The 20,702-nt window shown below is 63.6% G+C and carries 19 protein-coding genes; 6 read left to right on the top strand and 13 right to left on the bottom strand.

Annotated elements, in window-relative coordinates:
* Positions 1-3 precede the first annotated feature (3 nt).
* The gene (locus RYZ20_RS07830; protein ID WP_317672132.1) at positions 4-1,503 is read left to right on the top strand and encodes an aldehyde dehydrogenase; all 1,500 of its coding nucleotides are present in this window, start codon (positions 4-6) and stop codon (positions 1,501-1,503) included.
* Complete coding sequence (locus RYZ20_RS07825; protein ID WP_317672130.1) at positions 1,500-2,840, top strand: NAD(P)/FAD-dependent oxidoreductase; 1,341 nt, start codon at positions 1,500-1,502, stop codon at positions 2,838-2,840. The genes RYZ20_RS07830 and RYZ20_RS07825 overlap by 4 nt, the downstream gene beginning before the upstream one ends.
* A 21-nt stretch (positions 2,841-2,861) precedes the next feature.
* Here the strand turns inward: RYZ20_RS07825 and RYZ20_RS07820 are convergent, their stop codons facing one another.
* The 11 genes from RYZ20_RS07820 to RYZ20_RS07770 form a co-directional block, all read right to left on the bottom strand.
* Positions 2,862-3,596 (bottom strand): SDR family NAD(P)-dependent oxidoreductase, encoded by a 735-nt coding sequence (locus RYZ20_RS07820; RefSeq protein ID WP_317672128.1) that lies wholly within the window; start codon positions 3,594-3,596, stop codon positions 2,862-2,864.
* On the bottom strand, positions 3,593-4,324 hold the full coding sequence (locus RYZ20_RS07815; protein ID WP_317672126.1) for an SDR family NAD(P)-dependent oxidoreductase: 732 nt from the start codon (positions 4,322-4,324) through the stop codon (positions 3,593-3,595). The genes RYZ20_RS07820 and RYZ20_RS07815 overlap by 4 nt, the downstream gene beginning before the upstream one ends.
* Before the next feature lie 10 nt (positions 4,325-4,334).
* On the bottom strand, positions 4,335-5,444 hold the full coding sequence (locus tag RYZ20_RS07810) for a mandelate racemase/muconate lactonizing enzyme family protein (RefSeq protein WP_317672124.1): 1,110 nt from the start codon (positions 5,442-5,444) through the stop codon (positions 4,335-4,337).
* Positions 5,445-5,502: 58 nt separating this feature from the next.
* Complete coding sequence (locus RYZ20_RS07805; RefSeq protein ID WP_317672122.1) at positions 5,503-7,056, bottom strand: trimethylamine methyltransferase family protein; 1,554 nt, start codon at positions 7,054-7,056, stop codon at positions 5,503-5,505.
* A 137-nt stretch (positions 7,057-7,193) separates the two neighbouring features.
* Positions 7,194-9,413: an FTR1 family iron permease gene (locus tag RYZ20_RS07800; protein WP_317672120.1), complete on the bottom strand. Its 2,220-nt coding sequence runs from the start codon at positions 9,411-9,413 to the stop codon at positions 7,194-7,196.
* Complete coding sequence (locus RYZ20_RS07795) at positions 9,410-10,963, bottom strand: multiheme c-type cytochrome (protein ID WP_317672118.1); 1,554 nt, start codon at positions 10,961-10,963, stop codon at positions 9,410-9,412. The genes RYZ20_RS07800 and RYZ20_RS07795 overlap by 4 nt, the downstream gene beginning before the upstream one ends.
* Entirely contained in the window at positions 10,960-11,460 is a 501-nt protein-coding gene (locus RYZ20_RS07790; RefSeq protein ID WP_317672116.1) for a hypothetical protein, read from the bottom strand. The genes RYZ20_RS07795 and RYZ20_RS07790 overlap by 4 nt, the downstream gene beginning before the upstream one ends.
* 10 nt (positions 11,461-11,470) lie before the next feature.
* Positions 11,471-12,511, bottom strand: a complete 1,041-nt coding sequence (locus RYZ20_RS07785) for an imelysin family protein (protein WP_317672114.1) — start codon at positions 12,509-12,511, stop codon at positions 11,471-11,473.
* Positions 12,512-13,029: 518 nt separating this feature from the next.
* A complete protein-coding gene (locus RYZ20_RS07780; protein WP_317672112.1) occupies positions 13,030-14,268 on the bottom strand; it encodes an MFS transporter in 1,239 nt (412 codons plus the stop codon).
* 144 nt (positions 14,269-14,412) lie between these two features.
* On the bottom strand, positions 14,413-15,459 hold the full coding sequence (hemH, locus tag RYZ20_RS07775; protein WP_317672110.1) for a ferrochelatase: 1,047 nt from the start codon (positions 15,457-15,459) through the stop codon (positions 14,413-14,415).
* Positions 15,460-15,522: 63 nt separating this feature from the next.
* On the bottom strand, positions 15,523-16,359 hold the full coding sequence (locus RYZ20_RS07770; RefSeq protein ID WP_317672108.1) for a methyltransferase domain-containing protein: 837 nt from the start codon (positions 16,357-16,359) through the stop codon (positions 15,523-15,525).
* Here RYZ20_RS07770 and RYZ20_RS07765 point away from each other — a divergent pair.
* Genes RYZ20_RS07765 through RYZ20_RS07750 form a run of 4 tightly spaced genes read left to right on the top strand, consistent with a single transcriptional unit; the run spans position 16,358 to position 18,689 of the window.
* Positions 16,358-17,119: a ComF family protein gene (locus RYZ20_RS07765; RefSeq protein ID WP_317672106.1), complete on the top strand. Its 762-nt coding sequence runs from the start codon at positions 16,358-16,360 to the stop codon at positions 17,117-17,119. The genes RYZ20_RS07770 and RYZ20_RS07765 overlap by 2 nt on opposite strands.
* A gap of 35 nt (positions 17,120-17,154) precedes the next feature.
* Entirely contained in the window at positions 17,155-17,412 is a 258-nt protein-coding gene (gene grxC, locus RYZ20_RS07760; RefSeq protein ID WP_317672104.1) for a glutaredoxin 3, read from the top strand.
* A gap of 3 nt (positions 17,413-17,415) precedes the next feature.
* On the top strand, positions 17,416-18,249 hold the full coding sequence (locus tag RYZ20_RS07755) for a carbon-nitrogen hydrolase family protein (protein ID WP_317672213.1): 834 nt from the start codon (positions 17,416-17,418) through the stop codon (positions 18,247-18,249).
* Positions 18,246-18,689, top strand: coding sequence for a MarR family winged helix-turn-helix transcriptional regulator (locus tag RYZ20_RS07750; protein WP_317672102.1), 444 nt, complete (start codon positions 18,246-18,248; stop codon positions 18,687-18,689). Before RYZ20_RS07755 ends, RYZ20_RS07750 begins: the two co-directional genes overlap by 4 nt.
* Positions 18,690-18,788: 99 nt before the next feature.
* On the opposite strand, the gene RYZ20_RS07745 is transcribed toward RYZ20_RS07750, so the two are convergent.
* Both RYZ20_RS07745 and rnhB read right to left on the bottom strand, forming a co-directional pair.
* A complete protein-coding gene (locus RYZ20_RS07745; RefSeq protein WP_317672100.1) occupies positions 18,789-19,892 on the bottom strand; it encodes a site-specific DNA-methyltransferase in 1,104 nt (367 codons plus the stop codon).
* A 100-nt stretch (positions 19,893-19,992) separates the two neighbouring features.
* Positions 19,993-20,628 (bottom strand): ribonuclease HII, encoded by a 636-nt coding sequence (gene rnhB, locus RYZ20_RS07740; protein ID WP_317672098.1) that lies wholly within the window; start codon positions 20,626-20,628, stop codon positions 19,993-19,995.
* Positions 20,629-20,702 lie beyond the last annotated feature (74 nt).

Here is a 20,702-nt window from a genome sequence, read left to right as displayed (position 1 = left end):
CCCATGAGCGAGCTACTGACCACCGAAGAATACAAAGCCATCGCCAAGGGTCTTTCCGTGCCGGATCAGGCGTTTATCGACGGCAGCTTCCGCCCCGCAAAATCGGGCAAGACCTTTGAAAGCCTCAATCCCGCGACCGGCGATGTGATCGCCAATGTTGCGGCTTGTGCTGCCGAAGACGTGGATTTCGCCGTTGAAAAAGCGCGCGACGCCTTCGAGGACGGGCGCTGGTCGCGTCTGCATCCGGGCGAGCGTAAAGAGGTTCTGATCCGTCTGGCCAAGCTGATCCAGCGCAACGCGCGTGAGCTGGCCGTTCTGGAAAGCCTTGATAGCGGCAAGACGATTTACGACTGCGAAACCGTCGATGTGCCCGAAACCATCCACGTTATCAAATGGCACGCGGAACTGATCGACAAGATCTACGATCAGGTCTCGCCCGCCTCCGACAACCACATTGCCATGATCGTGCGCGAGCCGGTGGGTGTTGTGGGCCTTGTGCTGCCGTGGAACTTCCCGCTGCTGATGCTGGCGTGGAAGATCGGTCCGGCGCTGGCGGCGGGCTGCTCGGTCATCGTGAAACCGGCCGAGGAAACCTCACTCACCGCACTGCGCATTGCCGAACTGGCGATGGAGGCTGGCGTTCCGGCGGGCGTGCTCAACGTCGTTACCGGAACCGGCCCCGAAGTCGGTGAACCACTTGGCCGCCATATGGATGTGGACGCGCTGTCGTTCACCGGATCGACCGAAACGGGGCGCCGTTTCCTGCGCTATGCGGCGGAATCGAACCTGAAAGAAGTCACGCTGGAAATGGGCGGCAAGAACCCCGCGATCGTGCTGGATGACGCTGAAAACCTTGACCGCGTGGCGGCGCATATCGTGAACGGTGCCTTCTGGAACATGGGTGAGAACTGCTCGGCCAGCTCGCGTCTGATCGTGCAGAAAGGCGTCAAGGATGCGCTTCTGGATCGCATTTATGCCCATGCGCGCGAATGGCCGATGGGCGATCCGCTTGATCCCGTCAACCGTGTCGGCGCGCTGGTTTCGGCTGCGCATTATGATAAGGTCTGTTCCTATCTCGATAAGGGACAAAAGGTGCTTCTGGGCGGCAAAGCCAAGGCAGGCTTTGTTGAGCCGACGATCCTGGATGTTTCTGACCGCGATGCGGTGCAGGTGCGTGAAGAGATCTTTGGCCCCGTGCTCTCGGTCCTGACGGTCGACAGCTTCGACGAGGCAATCGCGCTGGCCAATGACACGCCCTACGGGTTGGCGGCGTCGATCTTTACCTCGAATGTCAAAAAGGCGATCCGTGGCGCGCGTGCCGTGCGGGCGGGAACCGTCACCGTCAACAGCTTTGGCGAGGGCGATATCTCGACCCCGTTCGGCGGCTTCAAGTCTTCGGGCTTTGGCGGGCGCGACAACGGCATTCAGGCGCATGACCAATACACGCAGGTCAAGACGATCTGGGTGGACCTGAGCGACGATGCAGATGAGGCCGTAGATTGAGCGACCATTCGCCCCGCAGACTGCCGGTTCAGGAAGGGCCGGCAGCCTGGAACGCCATTCTGGGCGCACAGCCAGAGCGCCCCGCGCTTGCGGGCGAACACACGGCTGACTTTGTTGTCATAGGTGCAGGCTTTGCGGGGCTTTCGGCCGCGCGGCGCCTGCGCCAGCTCCAGCCAAAGGCCCGCATCGCGGTGCTGGAGGCAGGACAGGTTGCAAGCGGTTCTGCCGGTCGCAACTCGGGGTTCATGATCGACCTTCCGCACGATCTGGCGTCCGAGGATTACGCGGGCGCAGGCGATGACCGCGCGGTGATCGACCTGAATCGCCACGCCATCGGTTTTGCCCGCGCAGCGGTCGAGGACTATGGCATCGACCCGAACTATTTTGATCCCGCTGGTAAGATCAACGGCGCGGTGACGGAGGCTGCGCAGGCCCATAACGAAAGCTATGCGCGCCACCTTGCCTCGCTTGGCGAGGGCAGCGAGATGCTGGACCCGCAGCAAATGCACGAGTTGACGGGGTCGCGGCACTATATCTCGGGGCTTTACACGCCGGGCACGGTGATGCTGCAACCGGCGGGTTATGTTCGTGGGCTGGCGGCGGGGTTGGCCTCGCAAGGCGTTGATATTTATGAAAACAGCGCCGTGACGGGGCTGAAGCGTCAGGGCACTGGCTGGCACGTCAGCACCCGCAGCGGAGCGGTCAGCGCGGGCGCGGTGATCCTGACGGTGAACGGCCATCTTGAGAGCTTTGGCTTTGAGCGCGGTCGCCTGATGCACCTGTTCCTTTACGCGGTGATGACGCCCGAGCTGTCGCCCGAGGCCTTGGCGAAACTCGGCGGCAAATCGCGGTGGGGGATCACGCCTTCCGACCCGATGGGAACCACTGTGCGCCGGATCGACACGGGGCAGGGCGGCAACCGCATCATCACGCGCACCTGTGCCACGCTTTGCCCCAGCACCGTGCCTTCGAAATCGGAAATGCGTCGCGCGGCGGCGGTGATGCAGCGCAAGTTCGATCAACGCTTCCCGCAGCTTGCGGGGATGCAGATGGAGCACGCCTGGGCGGGTCTTTTGTGCCTTAGCCTCAATAGCGTGTCGGTCATGCGCCAGCTTGATGACGGGCTGTTCTCGGGCTGTGTGCAAAACGGGCTTGGCACTGCGCGCGGCACATTGACGGGTATGGGCGCGGCCGAACTGGCCTGCGGTGAAACCAGCGCGATTACCACGCATTTCGGCGGCGAGGCCCGTCCGAAACGCCTGCCGCCACAACCCTTCCAGCAGATCGGCGCGAATGCCGTGTTGCGCTGGAAAGAGTGGCGCGCGCGCGAGGATTAAAGGATTTCAGCCTGCCGCGACTTACGGCAGGCTGAGTTTTGCCATGCGCCCGCCGTCCACCGTCCAGACCTGTCCGGTGACGAAGCCCGCGTCGTCCGAGCCGAGCCACGCCACCAAGGCTGCGACTTCCGCAGGTTTTCCGGTGCGGCCAACAGGGTGAATGCGGCCGATGTTTTGTCTGAACGCGCTTGGGTCGGGCATGTTTTCGATGAACTCTTCGTTTAGCGCCGTGTCGATCCAGCCGGGCGCGACCGCGTTGCAGCGGATGCCCTCGGCACCGTGATCGACCGCAATCGCCCGCGTCAGCCCGTGCAGTCCGGCCTTGGAGGCGCAATAGGCGGCGTGCTGCGGGTTCGATCCCAGCCCCTCGATCGAGCCGATGTTGACGATTGCGCCTTGCGTGGCACGCAGATGCGGGAGAGCGGCCTTGATCAGCAGGAAGGGCGCCGTCAGGTTCACCCGCATCGTTCGCTCCCAATCGGCAAGGCTCATGTCCTCGGCCAGCGCCTCTTGCATCAGGCCCGCGTTGTTCACCAACAAATCCAGCCGTCCGGCCTTGGCGATGACCTCGGCCACCACCTGCGCGGGGGCGAGGTCATCGGTGAAATCCGCCGCGATCCCCTCAAACGCCGCATCACCACCCCGCTGCGCGGTGAACACCCGCGCGCCTTCATCGGCCAAACGCTTGGCAATCGCCTGCCCGATGCCGCTGCGCCCGCCGGTGACGAGCGCGACTTTTCCAGCATAACGGCTCATTTCACGGGCTTCCCGCCATTCACCTCGACCACCGCGCCGCACATATAGCGCGCCGCATCCGAGGCGAGGAACAGAATCACATCGGTGATGTCCTCGGGTTCCGCAATGCGGCCCAACGGCACGGTTTTGCCCAGTTCCGCCACGGCGGTATCGGGGTCAAAGCCGCGTTTGGCAAAGCCCGTGCGCAGCATCGGCGTGTTCACCTCGTTCGGCGCAACCGCGTTGATCCGCACACCCTGATGCGCGTGATCCATCCCCATGCATTGCGTGAGCGAGGCAATCGCGGCCTTGGTCATGCAATAGACCGCGTGGTTCGGGCCGGGCCGCAGCCCCCAACACGAGGCCACGTTCACAATCGCCCCGCCACCCTGTTCTGCCATCAGCGGAAGCGCGGCGCGGCAAATGCGGAAGGGTGCTTGCACATTCACGCCAACCGACAGATCCCAGTCGGCATCCGAGGTTTCGGTCACGGGGCCGCGCGTGATGACGCCCGCGTTGTTCACCACAATATCAAGCCGCCCCAAGGCCTTGGCCGCCGCAGCGGGCAGGCCGTCGGCATAGGCCGCCTCAAGCAAATTGCCATCCAGATGCGCCTCGGCCTCGATGGCGGAGGTGTCGCGGTCGGCCACCGCCACGCGCGCACCTTCGGCCCGAAGAGCGCGCACAACGGTTGCACCAATCCCACCCGCTGCCCCCGTGACGAGGGCGGTCTTTCCTGCAAATCTCATATTGGTCTCCTTAGCCAAAGGATGCGATGGGCGCACCGAAGATGCCCTCATCGGGCACGACGCCCAGACCTGGCCCCTTGGGCAGTTTGATATGGCCACCCTCGATGCGGATGCCGTTGTTGCTGTCGTAATTGCCTTCGACATAGGGCGCGGCGAGCCAGACGCCCTCCATCAGCCGCGGCAAGACAGTGGCGCCGATATGGGTGCAGGCGGCGTTGATGATGTCGCCGCCCCAGGCATCGTCGCAGGTATGCGGCAGGGTGCGCGCCTCGCAAATGTCGCGGAAGGCCGCCATTTGCTGCAAACCGCCAGTCCGCGTGACCTTCATGCCAAAGCCATCGACCAGCCCCTGCCCCGCCGCGCGAATGACGGTCGCCAGATCTTCGCCATTCTCGTCCATGTAGATGCCGTGATGCACCTGCGAACGGATTGCGGCGATCTCTTCCAGCGTGTTGCAGGGCTGTTCCAGGATGAAGGGAATGTCGGGGCATTCGCGCGACAGCCGCAGCGCGTCGCGGGTGGGCAGGCCACGGTTGCCATCGGCTGCCAGACGCATACCGCTGCCCTTGATCACCTCCCAGACCTTGCGCAGAGCCTCGATGTCTACCTCGACCGGACGCCCGCCGATTTTCACCTGCATACGCGGGTAGCCCTCGGCCATTTTCTCGGCGGCAATGCGGGCAATCTCGTCAGGCGCGCCCACGCCGCTGGCGTAGTAAGAGGGCACGCGCTCGGTGACCGCGCCGCCAAGCAGATCGGCCACGCGCAGCCCCGTTGCTTTGCCCAAGAGGTCATAAGCGGCAATGTCAATGGCGGCCTTGGCGTAGCGGTGCCCGTTGAGCAACCCATCCATGCGACGGCGCAGCAAAAGCGGGTGCAGCGGGTTCGCACCGATTAACCCCTGCGCCATCTCGATCAGCGCCGCCCGCGCGCCACCAGCATGTTGCGGCTGATAGGTCGGGCCAACCGGGCAGGTCTCGCCCCAGCCCACAAGGCCGGTATCGGTGACGATCTGCACCAGCGTGCTATCAAGCGACCAAACCTCGGCATTGGCCATCTTGTAGGGGCCGTTCTTGACCGGCAACTGGTGGGAGTAGAGATGGATTTCTCGTATTTTCATCGTGTTGCCCTCGAAAGAAAAAAGGCCCGCCGGGTGGCGGGCCAGGTTGCAGCGGCTGTCAGTAAGACTGGTTCAGCTCATCCGCTGCAGGGATCTCGCGCTCACGCCTTGCGATGTAATCGCGCAAGGCTTCGTCCTTGGCTTCATCTAGCTTCGGCTCCTGGTATTCACCCAAAAGCTTGCGGGCGTGTTTAAGCGCACGTTCGTTGATCTCGACCGACCCTTCGGCCTGCCATTGCTCGATCGAATTGTTGTCGAACAGCTCGGGCATGAAATAGGCGGTCTGGAAGTTCTCTTGCGTATGCGGGTGGCCAAGGTAGTGGCCGCCCGGGCCGACATCGGCCACCGCATCCAGCGCCTGATCGAAGTCGTGCCATTTCGGGCCTTCGGCCATGCGATAGGCCATCGCGCATTGCTCGGAATCGACCACGAATTTCGCGACCGAACAGTGCATACCCGCCTCGTTCCAGCCAGCCGAGTGCCAGATGTAATTGGCGCCCGCGTGCATGACAGCCGACAACGTGGTGGCACTTTCGTAACCCGCCTGCGCGTCAAAGGTCTTGGCCCCGCCAAGCGTGTTCGAGGTGCGCCACGGAACGCCGTAATAGCGCGCCATCTGGCCGATCATAAAGTTCATCAGGCTGATCTCGGGGGTGCCTGCCATCGGCGCGCCCGACTTCATCGAGACAGTGGACAGGTAGTGGCCATAGATCGCGGGCGCCCCACGGCGGATCACCTGCGTATAGGCCAGCGCCGACAGCGCCTCGGCGTTCAGCTGCGCCACCGTTGCGGGCACGGATGCGGGCGTATTCGCGCCACCCAGAACGAAGGGCGAGCACAGAACCGGCTGCTTGCGCTTGCAGAACGCGCGCATCGCCCCCAGCATCGTTTCATCCCACACCAGCGGCGAGTTGCCGTTGCAGTTGCCGGTGGTGACGGGGTGATCCTCAAGGAAATCCTCGCCAAAGAGGATCGCGCACATCTCCATCACGTCTTCGGCGTTCTTCGGGCTGGTGGTCATGCCCATGAACATCTTGTCCGAGTATTTCATCGACGAATAGGTGATGCGCAGGTGGCGCTGCGAGATCGGGTGATCGTATGGCTCGACGATATGGTGCGCAGACGAATTCAGCGCCGGCATCATATGCGCGAGCTTGTGGAACATCGCGAGGTCGTCAAGCGTCGGGTTGCGGCGCACATCGTCAAGGTCACGCAGGAAGGGCGCACCGGTCATCGGCACGAACACCGAATGACGCCCGCCAAGGCGCACGTTCTTGTTCGGATCGCGGGCGTGATAGGTGAACTCGGACGGGATCGTCGAGATCAGGTCACGCACAAGGCCGCGGTCCAGATAGACCCGCTCGCCCTCGACCTTCGCACCGACCCGCTTCCAGTCGGCAAGGGCAATCGGGTCACGGAACTGGACGCCGACGTTTTCCAGGATGTGCATCGAGGCGGCGTCGATACGCTCGACCTGAGCGCCGTCCATCACTTCGCACAAGGGCAGCTTGCTTTCGAGGCCGGGCAGCATGTCGAACTTGGGCGCAGTGCGAACAGCGCGCCGGGCTGCACGCCCGCCGGCACGGGATCGGATTGGTGTCGCAGTGGTCATGGGCATGTCTCCTTCAAGCGGGATCATTGCCCTTTGACCAGCCTGTTTCCTGCCGGATTGCGTAATCCGGTTGCAGGAAACGACATGAATGAGGGGCAGCGCAGGCAAGATTCGCCCGCCGCCGCCCCGTCTCACGCTTAGTTTTCAGGAGGGCAGAGGTCGCGCCGCGTGGCAACGCTTTGGCACATCCCCCGCCAGGGCGTCAGCAAGATCACCAGAACCGCAGCCTGCGCCGCCAGCGGCTCTGCCACCGGAAACAGCCCGAACCAAAGCTGTAGCCAATCGGTATCGGGGAACCATGCCACGGGGGTCGCGCCAATCAGGGCCGCGGTTTGCAACCCGCGAACACCCGCGCCCACCAGCATCACGGCCAGCCCCGCAAGCAGTGCCGTGGTGGCGCGGAAGAACAACCGCAGCGGCAGTTTCCGCCCCGAGGCAAACACCACCCAGCCCGCAAACAGCGCCGCCCCCGCCCCAAAGGCCAGCCCCGCCAGAACCGGCGCGTGTGCGGCATCGACCAGAAGCGCCTCGTAGAAGAGCACCGTCTCGAACCCTTCACGGAACACCACGAGAAAGGCCAGAACGCCCACCGACAGCGGGCTGGCGACGCGCGCCAGACGCGCCCGAAACGCCGCCACATGCCCGCCCGAACCGCCGATCCCCAGCACCAGCCAGATCAGCACCACCGCCGCCAGCAGCGCCGTGCCACCCTCAAGCGCCTCGCGCGCCAGCGTCGACAGGCTGAACAGCCACCGCGTCGCACCCCAAAGCGCAAAGCTGCCCGCCACTGCCAGCCCAACGCCAAAGGACAGCGCAGGGCGGAACCGCGCCGGAGCCAGCCCCTCGGCACGAAGCGCGGCCAGAAGCGCGGCAAGGATCAGCACCGCCTCCAGCCCCTCGCGGAAGATAATCCCCGCCGATTGCAGCGCCGAGCCGAAGGGAGTGGGCTGGACCTCGATGCGCGCCTTGACCGCGGCCAGATCGGATTTGATCCCGTCGATCTCGGCTCTCAGCAGGGCCGGGTCTGCCTGTCTGGCGATCAGCATGCCAAGGCCGGGGCGGGCGGCGGTGCCTTCCCAGAACCGCGCCTCAAGGCGCAGCGCCATCGCGGGCGCGCGCGGCACGAGGCGCTGCTCGATGTCGGGGTCAAACCACGAATAGGCCTCCAGCCGCTTCAGTTCGGCCCCCGACCAATCCCCCGATTGCACCATCAGCGCCAGTTCGTCCAGCGCGGCTGGCAGGGCATCCAGCGCCGCCTCATAACCGCCAGCCGCAACCTCGGCGCCGAAAGAGCGGTCGATCTCGGCCAGTGCTTCGGCGATTAGCGGCTCTACCCCGTCGGCCTTTTGCGCCATGCGGTCACGGGCCTGCGCCAGAAGCCCGGCCAGCCGCGCCGCCGCACCGTCATCGTCCATCTGCGGCGCAAGGTCAGAGAGGATCATCACCGCACGATCCGCGAAAAGCCGCGCCTCGTTATATTCCATCGGCTGGCTGATTTCGCCATCGCGCACGCCGTCCCTATATTCCTCCCAAACCAGCGCGGTGAAGCGGCGCAAAAGGCGCGCGCGGCGGAGCCGCTCGTCGGCCGAAAGCGCTACCGGCGCATAACCGGCCAGCCGCGCCTTGATCTGCGTCAGCGCCGCAGGGTCGGTTTCAGCGCGCGCCAGATCCGCGCGCAGCGCGGCCATCCCCTCGGCCCCAAGCGCGCCTTGCAAGTTCTCGCCCAGATAGGCCAAAAGCCCCTCGATCCGGCCAAGCCCGCCCGTATATTGCACCCGATGCCCCGCCGCCGCGTCATCGGCCGCGCGACGCAGTGCAAGGCGTAGCTCCGAGGCGGCGACGGTCAGCAACTCACCCTCGACCACCTGTCGCACGGCCTTGGGTGTCATGGTGCCCTGACCCAAAGCCTGCACCGCCAGCGCCGCCGCAGTATCGCCCGACGCGCGGGCATAATCGCGCAAGGTCAGCCAGTTCGCCGCCGCTTCGGCATCGGCACGCGCAATCGCCGCAAGGGTTTGCTCACGGGCGGCCAGCGTCAGCGCACCCCAAAGCCGCTGGCGGGCGCGGGCCACCCCGGGGGCGGCCCCTGCTTCGGCCTGCGCCTGAAACGCCGCGAGTTCTTGCGCGACATGTGGGCCAAACGCCGGGTCGGCCCCCGCCAAAGCCGCCTGCATCGTTTGCAAATGCCTGGCCAAAGCCCGGCTGCGTTCGGCTGTATCCGGTCGATACAGCAAACGCTCCACCCGCCCCGCCTCGGAGCGCAGCACCTCGCCCGCCGCCCAAGGCGTCTCGGCATGTAGGGGCGCGGCCAGCAGTGCCAGACAAAGCGCAATCACAAAACGCAGCAAGGATGTCATGGGGCAAGTCCATCAAGTTCGACCGAAAGCTCGGCCAGAGTAAAGCTTGGCACGCCAAGGTCGCGGCGCAGCGAGGTGTAGATCAGATCGGGCAGCGCGATCTTGTAGTTCAGCCGCGCCTCAAGCCGGAACGGGCCTTGCGCCCCTTGCGGCAGGGTAATGTCATAGCCCACGACATCTTCTCCCCGCGCGGGGATCGGTTTGCGTATCCAGGCGACCTTGGCGGTATCGAAGGTCAGGTGATCGGTAAGGCGGCTGCCATCGGGGGCAAGGAAATGCTCGATCCAGACAACGGCTTCAGGGTCTTCGGCGACAAGCCGCTCGGCACCACCGCCAGAGCGGAAAACCTCGGCCCCGCTGGCATCTTTCAGCACCACCTCAAGCCAGATATGTTTTTGATCGTTAACGCCGGTGGGCAGGTTGTGCCCCGCGCCCAGATTTTGCACCGCGATGTCGATGTGCAGCCCCTCGGCGGTCGCGCTTTGCCCGCGCAGGTCAAGCCCCGCCGCGGTGCGCAGGAAGGCCTCTGTCTGGCGCGCCTGCTCGTTCAGCGTCGCGTGGTTGACCGCCGCGCTCAGGCCCGGCAACAGCCCGCCCCGCAAAACCGAAAGCGCATCCCCCAGACCAGTATCGGCCATCACATGATTGGCCCCGATGATCCGGTGCGAATAGCGGGCGGGTTTCGACAGATCGCCCTCGCGCAAAGCCATCACCTGCGCGGCAGGATCATCGGCCATGTGGCAATCCTGACAGGTGACGCCGTTTTGCGCATACCAACTTTCGCCCCATTCGCGGTAGGTCGATTGCACGGTCTGCGAGGTTTCCGCCTTTGAATTCGAGGCGTCGTAAATCTCGGTATGGCAGGCGCCGCACAGATCGGCGCTTTTCATCAGCGCGGCGGTGTCGGGCGCGCCATAGGCCGCCAGATGGGCGCGCGGATCGGCCAGAAGGGCTGCCCCCTGCGGGCCGTCGCGCTCGGCCTCGGCGCGATCATAGGCAAGCGTTATATCCCCGTTGCCCTTTTGCGGGTCGGCATGGGTCGCGGTGTGGCAGGTGATGCAGGCTACACCTTCGGTCAGCGCGTCCGCCGGCGCGACCGAGGTAAAGCGGTTCACCCGCCCCGAGAGCATTTCGTTGGGCGCATGACACCCCTCGCAAAAGCGGGCCTGTTCGGGGTGATGGGCGCTATCCTCGTTTGCCTCGACCACGGCCTCATAGACCAGATCGCGGTCGGCGATGGCGTGTAGCGAGGCGGCCCATTCCTCGAACTCCTGCGCATGGCACGCGGCACATTCGGCCGACGAGGGCAGGCGCGACGGATCGGACATCAGCCCCGTTCCGGTTTTCAGCCGCGAGGGATAGAACGGCCGGTCCGCCCCCGTCTCATCAGGGCCGAAGGGCAGTTTGTAAAACGGGATGTCGGACAGCGACACGCCAACCGGCGCGGGCCTCGGGCCAAAGCCGAACCACAGGCCCGCCGCCAATACCGCCGCGATGGCGCCAATTATCAAAGGGCGGGCGTGGAAACGGAGTTGCTCTTTGATTTTCATTGCGCCCCCCAGACCCAATGGCGTTGCGCCAGATGCAGCCCAAGCCCCGCAACGGCGCCCCACGACGACCAGAAATGCACAAACGAAAGTCCGTCACTGATTTCGCGCGGCGGGAACCAGACCAGCCCGACACCCCAGATAATCGCAGGCAGCGCCGCCACCATCCCCGAGACCAGAAGCACAGACCAAAAGCCCAAAACCACCCACGAGCTTTGAGTGAATACCCGCCGCTGGCTGGTGCACAGCCCCCGCGGCACATGGGTCCAGAGCCACGGCAGCAACAGCCCCGCCAGAACGCCCCCCGCCGCAAGATGCAGCCACAGCACAAGCGCATGGCTTGCCGCCCCCTGCGGCCAAAGCCAGATCGCAAGGCCGGTTATGAACAGCCCCGAGATCAGCAGGCTCAGAAAATACGACCGTCTGCTCCCCCCGCCATGACGAGAGGAGCGTTGCAACACGACACGAGTAAAGGCGGGCTGGCTTATGGCTTGTCCCATGACGTCACGCTTACCCTTTGATCTCGACACCGTGCTTGGCGGCCGCCTGAAGCACCTGCGCGACAATCCGTTCGGCAAGGTCTTGCGCTTCGCCGCCGATGGCATCGGCCTCTTCGGGGGAGAATATCGCGCCTGCGGCCTCGCGTTCGCGGGTCTCATCGACCAGCGCGATCAGGTCTTCGAAGCCCGTGGTGATCGCGCCATCAAGGGCCGCATCCTCGGGGGCGACAACCGGCGCGATGGCGGCCACATACATGCGCTGACACCCGCCCATGATCCCCAGAACGTCGATCAGGCGGCTTTGCGCCACAAAGGCCGCGCCCTCGCCGCCAAGGAACTGCGATTCCTTCCATTCGCCGAAATAGTCACCCACGGTCGGGGTCATGGTGACAACGGCGGTAAAGGCGTCGTCGCGGTTGGGTTCCCACGCGGCCATATCGGCCTCAAGAGCCGTCGCCCATTGCACCATCGCCGCCGCCGCGCCTTGCGCGAGATCGGCATCGAACAGCGCCTCGCCCGCGCCGGTCAGGCCATCGCCATTCAGGTCAACGGCCAGCTTCACATGCGCGGCATCGGTCCCCCAGAACAGCGGCTCGGTGATCGTGTGGAACAGGCTGCCGGGGCGCTGCAAGACCGTGCCATCGGGAAGGGTAAGGTCATATTCGGCCACATCTTCCGCCTCGGTGCCGGGGTTGCCCGCGTCAAGGATCAGGTCGTATTTCGCGGTCGAGGGGATGCCCGCCACAATGCCTTCGATGGTTTCATACTGGTTCGAGGCCGCCAGCCATTGCGCCCGCATCGCCTCGATCGCCGCTGTGATCTCGGCGGCGTTGGCCTCCCACGCGGCGGCATAATCGCCCCCGGCGTTTTGCACGATCGTGCGATAGGTCGCGGCGGCCTCGGCCATCTTGGCGGCTTCGGCAATCAGCGCGGCGTTATGCTCAAGCGTGAAGGCTTTGACCTGGGCAAGCCCCTCGGCCTCGGTATTGGCCTGCGCAGCGGCGCCAGACAGCAAAAGCACGGCAGTGACGGACAGGGGAATCAGACGCATGGGTATCTCCAACTTGGCCCTTGCGGGCGGATCACAAATTAATGGCGAGTAATTTACTCAACTTTACGCCCTGTCAATCCCTATTATTTTAGTCAGCATTAACTTTCCCAAAAAAAGGGGGAGCCGATGCCGGGGGGGGGCAGTCCCCAAAAGACAGCCACCATCATCCTGGCAAACGCGATTAACGCACGGTGGCCGGTGCAAAGCTCAACAAAGCGCCGGATCGCATCGCTCTGCGGTGGCTCCACGCTTTTGAGGCCATTTCTGGCCCTGCGGTAGCCTTCCCGCATGAGCGCATGCCCCCTGCGCCCGAGAACACAGAGGCCTTCCTCAATTCTTCCGAATTGCCTGGCGGAGCTTTTTGGACTGAGAGTGCCGCCCCGCTCGCAACACCGCGACTGTCGTGCTTGTGGCAAGCCGGATGGGCTGCCTATTTGAGGCGCGCCCCCAAGCAGCCATCACTCGACACTCAGCAGGCGCTACACGCTTGCACAGGCACGGCCCACTTGCCCGATCACCTAGCTTGGCACGGCCTGCAACGGGCGCTCACGCACCGGCAGGTGGACGATAGCCGAGAAGGCACCAACGCCAACGCCGACCCACCAGACCAGCGTGTAGTCGCCGTAGATGTCATATAGCTTGCCGCCCAGCCAGACCCCAAGGAACGCCCCAAGCTGGTGGCTAAAGAACACCAGACCGTAAAGCGTGCCCATGTAGCGCAGCCCGTAGATATGCGCGACCAGCCCCGAGGTCAGCGGCACGGTCGCCAGCCACAGCGCCCCCATCACCAGCGCGAACAAAAGCACACTCGTCGGCGTGATCGGCAGCATGATAAACGCCGCGGCCGTGATCGTCCGCGCAAGATAAACCCCCGCCAGCAAATATTTCTTGGACCAACGTTTGCCGGCCCATCCGGCCGTTATCGTGCCGACAATATTCGCCAACCCGATCACAGCGATCGAGATCGCCCCAAGCGCCGAGGTCGTCTCGATCCCCAGCCCCGCCAGCATAGATCCGGGCGGCACCGCGCCACACATCTCGGTGACCATCGCAGGGAAATGCGCGGTGATGAAGGCAAGCTGATACCCGCAGCTGAAGAAGCCCAGAAAGATCAGCGTGTAGGACGGATCTTTAAACGCGCGCACCAGCACAGCGCCAAGGCTTTCCTCCAGTTCCGCACGGCTCGCCATCGGCGTTTCGCTGCGCAGCATCGGCAGCGCAAAAAGCGCCAAAAGGATAATCACCGCAAAGATCAGGAACACGGTCTGCCACGGGAAAGCGCCCAGCAAAACCTCGGCCACCGGCGCGCCAAACACCTGACCCGCCGACCCCGCCGCCGTCGCAATCCCAAGCGCGAGCGAGCGATGCTCATCCGAGGCCGCCCGCCCGACAATCGCCAGAATGACTCCGAACCCCGTGCCCGCGATGCCAAAGCCCACCAGAACTTCAAGCGTCTGATGCCCCAGCGGGGTCGTCGAATAGGCCGACAGCACCAGCCCGCCCGCATACATAAGCGCACCAAGGATAATCGCTTTCCGGTCACCGAATTTCTCGGCCAGCGCCCCGAAGATCGGCTGCCCGATCCCCCACGCGAGGTTCTGGATCGCGATCGCCAGCGAAAACTCCGCACGCGGCCAGCCGAATTCTTCCGCAATCGGGATTTGGAACACCCCAAAGCTCGCGCGGATCGCGAAACCAAGCATCAGAATAATCGAGCCCCCGATAAGCACGGGGGTAAACAGGCGCGTTTGTGACATGGCGGTCTCCCTCAGAAGCGGGATTCCGCATCGGAGCGGCCAAAAGGTCAATGCGAAACTTGTGTTTGGAACAATCGGGCGACGCGGGGGCAAAGCCCCCGACGGGCCAAGGGGGTTCGATGCCCCTTTGGCGCGTAGCCTCGCTTAGCCGATCCAGCCCATCAAATTCTCGCCGATCAGTTCCATCAGCGCGGCGATATGCAGATCATCGTCGTTCAGGCAGGGGATATAGGTAAAGCTCTCGCCCCCCGCGTGTTCGAACGCCTCGCGGATCTCGCCGTTGATCTCTTCCAGCGTCTCGATGCAATCGGCCGAGAACGCGGGCGACATCACCGCGATGTGCTTCTTCCCTTGCTTCGCAAGCTCCGCCACATGCTCGACCGTATAGGGGCGCAACCATTCCTCCGAGCCGAACACAGACTGGAACGTGGTGATGATGTCACCCTCACCCCAGCCCAAACGCTCCCGCAAAAGGCGCGTCGTTTTCTGGCACTGGCAATGGTAGGGGTCGCCCTCCATCAGATAGCGCTTGGGCATCCCGTGATACGAGGCCACCAGAACATCGGGCTTCGCATCAGGCGTCGGATAGACCCGCTCGACCGAGGTCGCCAGCGCCTCGATATAGGACGGGCGGTCGAAATATTCGGGCGCGACACGCGCGGCGGGCTGGCGCTTTTGCTGCATCAGCGCGCGGAAGAACTGGTCATTCGCGGTAGCCGAGGTCGGCCCGGCATATTGCGGATAAAGCGGCACGAAGAGAATTTTCTCGCAGCCTTCGCGCACCATCCGGTCCACCACATCAAAGGTTGAAGGGTTGCCGTAACGCATACAATACTCGACCACGACCTCGGCCCCATAGCGCCTCGCCACCTGATCGCGCAGTTTTGCCACCTGCTGCTTGGTAATCGTCATCAGCGGGCTTTCATCCGCCTCGTTGTTCCAGATCGTCTTGTAGTTCGCGCCGCTGGTAAACGGCCGCTTGGTCAGGATCACAAGCTGCAACAACGGCTGCCAAAGATAGCGCGGATAGTCGATCACCCGCTTGTCGGACAGAAACTCGTTCAGATAACGACGCATCGACCAGTAGTCGGTGGCATCCGGCGTGCCGAGGTTCGCGACAAGCACCCCGATTTTCGCAGGCTTGACCCGCGGGTGATCTGCGGGGGCATGTTCAAGGCGCTCTGTGGTCATCGCTTGGTCCTGTTTTGCATTATCTTGAGCGGAGTTAAGCCGCCTTGGGCGCGGGTCAAGCCTTTACCGGCCCGCTTTGTCTCCGGCTTGGAATTCGGTAGCGCCAAGCGCATCGGCCAGACGCTGTTGCGCCGATCCGGGGCGCAGCGGTTTTTGCTGGCTTTCATGCGGCTTCCAGCCCGTCAGCCAGACCATATCAAAGGTCGCCCGCACACGGCCATCGGGTTCGGAAAACGCCTCGGAATAGCGCCGCATTGCCTCGGTCAGAACCTTGCGCCCCGTAAAACGACGCAGCCGCGCGTTCAGCGCATTGCCCTCGCCCATCGCGCGCAGATCGGCCAAAAGCCGAAGCGGCGTTTCATAGGTTACTTTGCGGGTCACGCTGTCGGCCACCGGCAGCGCCAGCCCCACGCGCTGCAACAAGGCACCCAGATCGCGAATTTCCCCCATCGGCAGAACGCGTGGGCTAAGACCACCCGTCACCGCAATCTCGGCCTCGGCCAGCGCGGCGCGCAACTCTTGCAGGGTTTGTCCGCCGAACAGCACCGCGATGAACAACCCGTCAGGGCGCAACGCGCGCGCCGCCTGCACCATCTGGCCCACCGGATCGTTCGACCAATGCAGCGCCATTGCATGCACCACCAGATCATGTGCGCCGGGTTCCAGATCCAGCACATCCTCTTCGGCCACATATTTGGCATCGGGCAGGATTTTCAGCCACGGATCGGCAAAAGGCGCAACCAGAGCGGGTGACGTAAACCTTCTGTTAACCTCGTTCAGTCTTTCCTCAAGCTCGATCGCCGCGTCCTCGTGCAGGAACAGCTCGGCTCCGCGCGTGGCAGCGCGGGTTCGGTTGCGCAACAGCGCGGCGCGGTCGGTCAGTAAAGGTGGTGTGCTCATGTCGGGAATGGACCATAAAGGGGTTCGCGCAGGGATACTAGACGGGTTTACCCGCGCCCTCCAGATCGTGTTTCCGCCGCGCTGCATTTCGTGTGGCGGGACCGTGGCTTCGGATTTCGGCCTGTGCCTGACCTGCTGGCAAGAGGCAGCCTTTGTCGAAGGGCTGTGCTGCGATGCCTGCGGCGCGCCCTTGCCCGGCCAGGCGGACGGTCCGGTCCTGTGCGACGACTGTCTCGATCACCCCCGCCCTTGGGCGCAGGGCCGCGCGGTGCTGACCTATTCAGGCACGGGACGCAAGCTGGTGCTGGCGCTGAAACACGCAGACCGTCTTGATCTGGCGCGCCCTTTCGGGGGCTGGCTGGCAAGGACCGCCGCGCCGCTACTGCACCATGACACAATAATCGTGCCGATCCCCTTGCACCGGATGCGTCTTTTGAAACGGCGCTACAACCAGTCGGCCCTTCTGGCGCGTGAATTGGCGCGCCATACCGGCCTGCCGTGGTGTCCAGATGCATTGGTGCGCAATCGTCGCACCCTCGTGCACGAAGGCCTCAGCCGCGAGGAACGCCATATCAACATGCATGGTGCCATCACCGGACACGTCACAAAACACCTGCGCCTTAAGGGTCGCGCAGTGCTGATTGTCGACGATGTGATGACCTCTGGCGCAACATTTGCCGCCGCAACCGAGGCAGCAATTGCCGCCGGAGCACGACAGGTTGATGTTCTGGCGCTGGCACGCGTTGCGAAGGACGCCTAAATCCCTATAGTCATGCCGACTTTACAGGGACCATCATGCAACGCGTTGAAATCTACACCACCCGCACCTGCCCGTTCTGCATCGCCGCCAAGCGGCTGCTGGATCAAAAGGGCGTCGCCTATGAAGAAACCGACGTCGGCGCCAACCCCGAGCTGCGCGCCGCCATGATGCAACGCGCCAATGGCCGCCGCACCGTGCCGCAAATTTTCATCGCGGGCCAAAGCATCGGCGGTTGTGACGACCTGCACGCGCTGGATCACGCGGGCAAGCTTGACGCGCTGCTGGCGGGCTGAATGATGCTCCGCGCGGCCCTCCTTCAGCTTTCGGTCTCGGATGATCCCGAGGCGAATCTGTTGCGCACCCGCGCGATGGTGGCCGAGGCAAAGGCAGGCGGCGCAGAGTTCATTCTGACGCCGGAGTGCACGAATATCCTCTCGTCCGACCGCGCCCATCAGCGCGCCGTGCTGCGCCGCGAGGATGAGGATGAAACACTCGCCGCCTTGCGCGCCGATGCGGCGGCGCATGGGGTGTGGCTGCTGATCGGCTCGCTCGCGCTGAAAACCGATGACGCGGACGGGCGCTTTGCGAACCGCTCGCTCCTGATCGCGCCTGACGGTTCCATCGCGGCGCGCTACGACAAGATCCATATGTTCGACGTCACGGTTTCAGCAACCGAGAGCTACCGCGAATCCGAGGGATACCGTCCGGGGGATCGCGCCGTCATTGCCGACACACCATTCGGCACCGTGGGGCTGTCGATATGCTACGATCTGCGCTTTGCCTATCTGTTCCGGCACCTGGCCAAAGCCGGCGCCAGCATCCTGACCGTTCCGGCGGCCTTCAATGACACGACCGGCGCCGCACATTGGGAAACCCTGCTGCGCGCCCGTGCGATCGAAACCGGATGCTTCGTTCTGGCGCCCGCGCAAACCGGCGAACATGCCGCCCATCAGGGCCGCGCGCGGCGGACCTATGGGCATTCGCTGGCCGTGGCCCCTTGGGGCGAGGTGCTTGCCGATGCCGGAGCCGAACCGGGCGTGACCTTTGTCGATCTCGATCTGGACGAGGTCGCGAAAGCCCGTGGCCGCGTTCCGTCCCTTCTCCATGACAGGGAGTTTTCTGGCCCATGACCGAAAAGAAAAATGACCCCCTTGCCGCAGCCCTGTTCGCCGAAGTTTTCATGGCGGATCAACTGGCGCGCAACGTGGTCAGTCGCACCTTACCCAAGGGCATGGAAATCTCGCATTTCTCGGTGCTGAACCACTTGGCCCATACCGGCGAGGAGCGCACGCCCGCCCAGCTTGCGGCGACGTTCCATGTCACCCGCGGCGCGATGACCAATACCTTGACCAAACTGGAATGGGCCGGGCACGTCCATATCCGTCCCGACTGGGACGACGCGCGGCGCAAATGGGTCTCTATTTCGCCCGCTGGCCGGTCCGCGCGCGACGCGGCGCTGGCCTCTTTCATGCCAGTGATCGGGGACATCGTGCGCGACATCGGCGCCGACAAAGTCCGCGCCGCCCTGCCGGTTCTGCGCGAGTTGCGCAACAAACTGGAACATATCTGACCCCATAAATGCCAAAAGACCCCGCCGATCGAACGGCGGGGCAAGGTTGCGCCTGCGGGCGGACCACAGGCACCGGCGGTAAACCGTTAAATTCGTGGCTTAGTGCATCTCTGCGCGGATCTGCTGGCGCAGCACGTCGATCGGCACATGCTTGCCGTCGCGCTTGAAGGTCCAGTAGGTCCAGCCGTTGCACGAGGGCGCGCCCTCAAGATGTGCGCCGACCTGATGGATCGAGCCCTTCACATCGTCGCCAATCAGCGTGCCATCTGCGCGAACCTTCGCCTTGTGACGACCGTTCATCGAGAACAGCTCTTCGCCCGGACGCAGCATCCCGCGCTCGACCACTTGCCCAAAAGGCACGCGCGGCTCGGCGCGTTTCGAGGCCGAAACCTCCAGCGCCTCTTTGTCGAACTTGCGGATCTTGGCGATACGCTTGGTCGCGACTTCACGATACGCCTCTTCGCGCTCGATACCGATGAACTCGCGCCCCAACATTTTGGCGACAGCGCCCGTGGTGCCGGTGCCGAAGAACGGATCAAGGATCACATCGCCCGGATTGGTGGTGCCAACGATCAGGCGGTGCAGCAGCGCTTCGGGCTTTTGCGTCGGATGGGCCTTATCGCCGTTGTCATCCTTCAGGCGCTCTGAACCGTTGCAGATCGGCAGAACCCAGTCAGAGCGCATCTGCACGCCTTCATTCAGCGCCTTCAAAGCCTCGTAGTTGAAAGTATATTTGGCAGCTTCCGATTTCGACGCCCAGATCAGCGTCTCATGCGCGTTCGTCAGGCGCTTGCCGCGGAAGTTCGGCATCGGGTTCGATTTGCGCCACACGACGTCATTAAGAATCCAGTAACCCTGATTTTGCAGCTCGGCGCCCAGACGGAACACATTGTGATAGGAACCAATCACCCAGATCGCACCGTTCGGCTTGAGGATGCGGCGCGCGGCAGCAAGCCAGTCGCGTGTGAACTGGTCGTAGCTCGCAAACGACGAGAACTGGTCCCAGTGGTCGTCGACCGCGTCAACCTTGGAGTTATCCGGGCGGTGCAGGTCCCCGCGCAGTTGCAGATTATACGGCGGATCTGCGAAAATCAGATCGACGCTCGCTTCGGGCAGGGAATTCATCACGTCGATGCAATCGCCTGCAATAATCTGGTTCAACGGCAACGCGGGATGCGCTGCACGGGAGGGTGCTTTTGTCATTTCTGCCTCGTTTACTGCCCGTTCGGGTCTGTCGACTTGTGTCGATCTTGTGATGACAAAGATGAGTCAAAGGCGATTCGACGTCAATTTCTTTTTTGAATCAACCACTTAAGTTTTTACCTTGGCACAAGATATTGTGCACTGGCTTAAAGGAACGTCTATGCACGGGGGTTACACCAAGATTTAGGAGTGCCTCGAGGTGGTCCTTTGTCGGGTATCCGGCATTTCGCTCCCAACCGTAGCCCGGAAACTGTTGCGCCAAATCCACCATCAGCAAATCGCGCGCCTCTTTCGCGAGGATCGAGGCTGCCGCAATCGACACGGACCGGCCGTCACCCTTCACAATCGCCTCGGCCGAATGGGGCAGGTCTTTGGGTATGCGGTTGCCATCGACCAGCACATGATCGGGCGCAACATCCAGCCCCGCAACGGCCCGGCACATCGCCAGATGAGAGGCGTGGTAAATGTTGATCGCATCGATCTCTTCGACGCTGGCATGGGCCACGCACCAGCGCGCGGTCGCGCGAATCTCTTCGGCAAGGGCGGCACGCCGCTTCGCGCTTAGCTTTTTGGAATCGTTCAGCCCCTCGGGGATACGCGCGGGGTCCAGAACCACTGCCGCCGCCGTCACAGGTCCGCATAGGGGGCCGCGCCCGACCTCGTCCACGCCAGCCACACACAATAGCCCGCGCGCCTGCGCAGACATCTCAAAGGAATAATTGGGTTTCTCGCTCATACCATCGGGATGCCCGCCCGCGCGCACGGTTGCAATGAAAAACGCGAGGAAGGTTTCCCTCCCCCGCGCCTCGT

The sequence above is a fragment of the Pseudothioclava alba genome, assembly GCF_033100795.1.
Taxonomy (GTDB): domain Bacteria; phylum Pseudomonadota; class Alphaproteobacteria; order Rhodobacterales; family Rhodobacteraceae; genus Pseudothioclava.
Note: the sequence above shows the minus strand (reverse complement) of the source record. Positions and strands in the feature narration are given on the sequence as shown.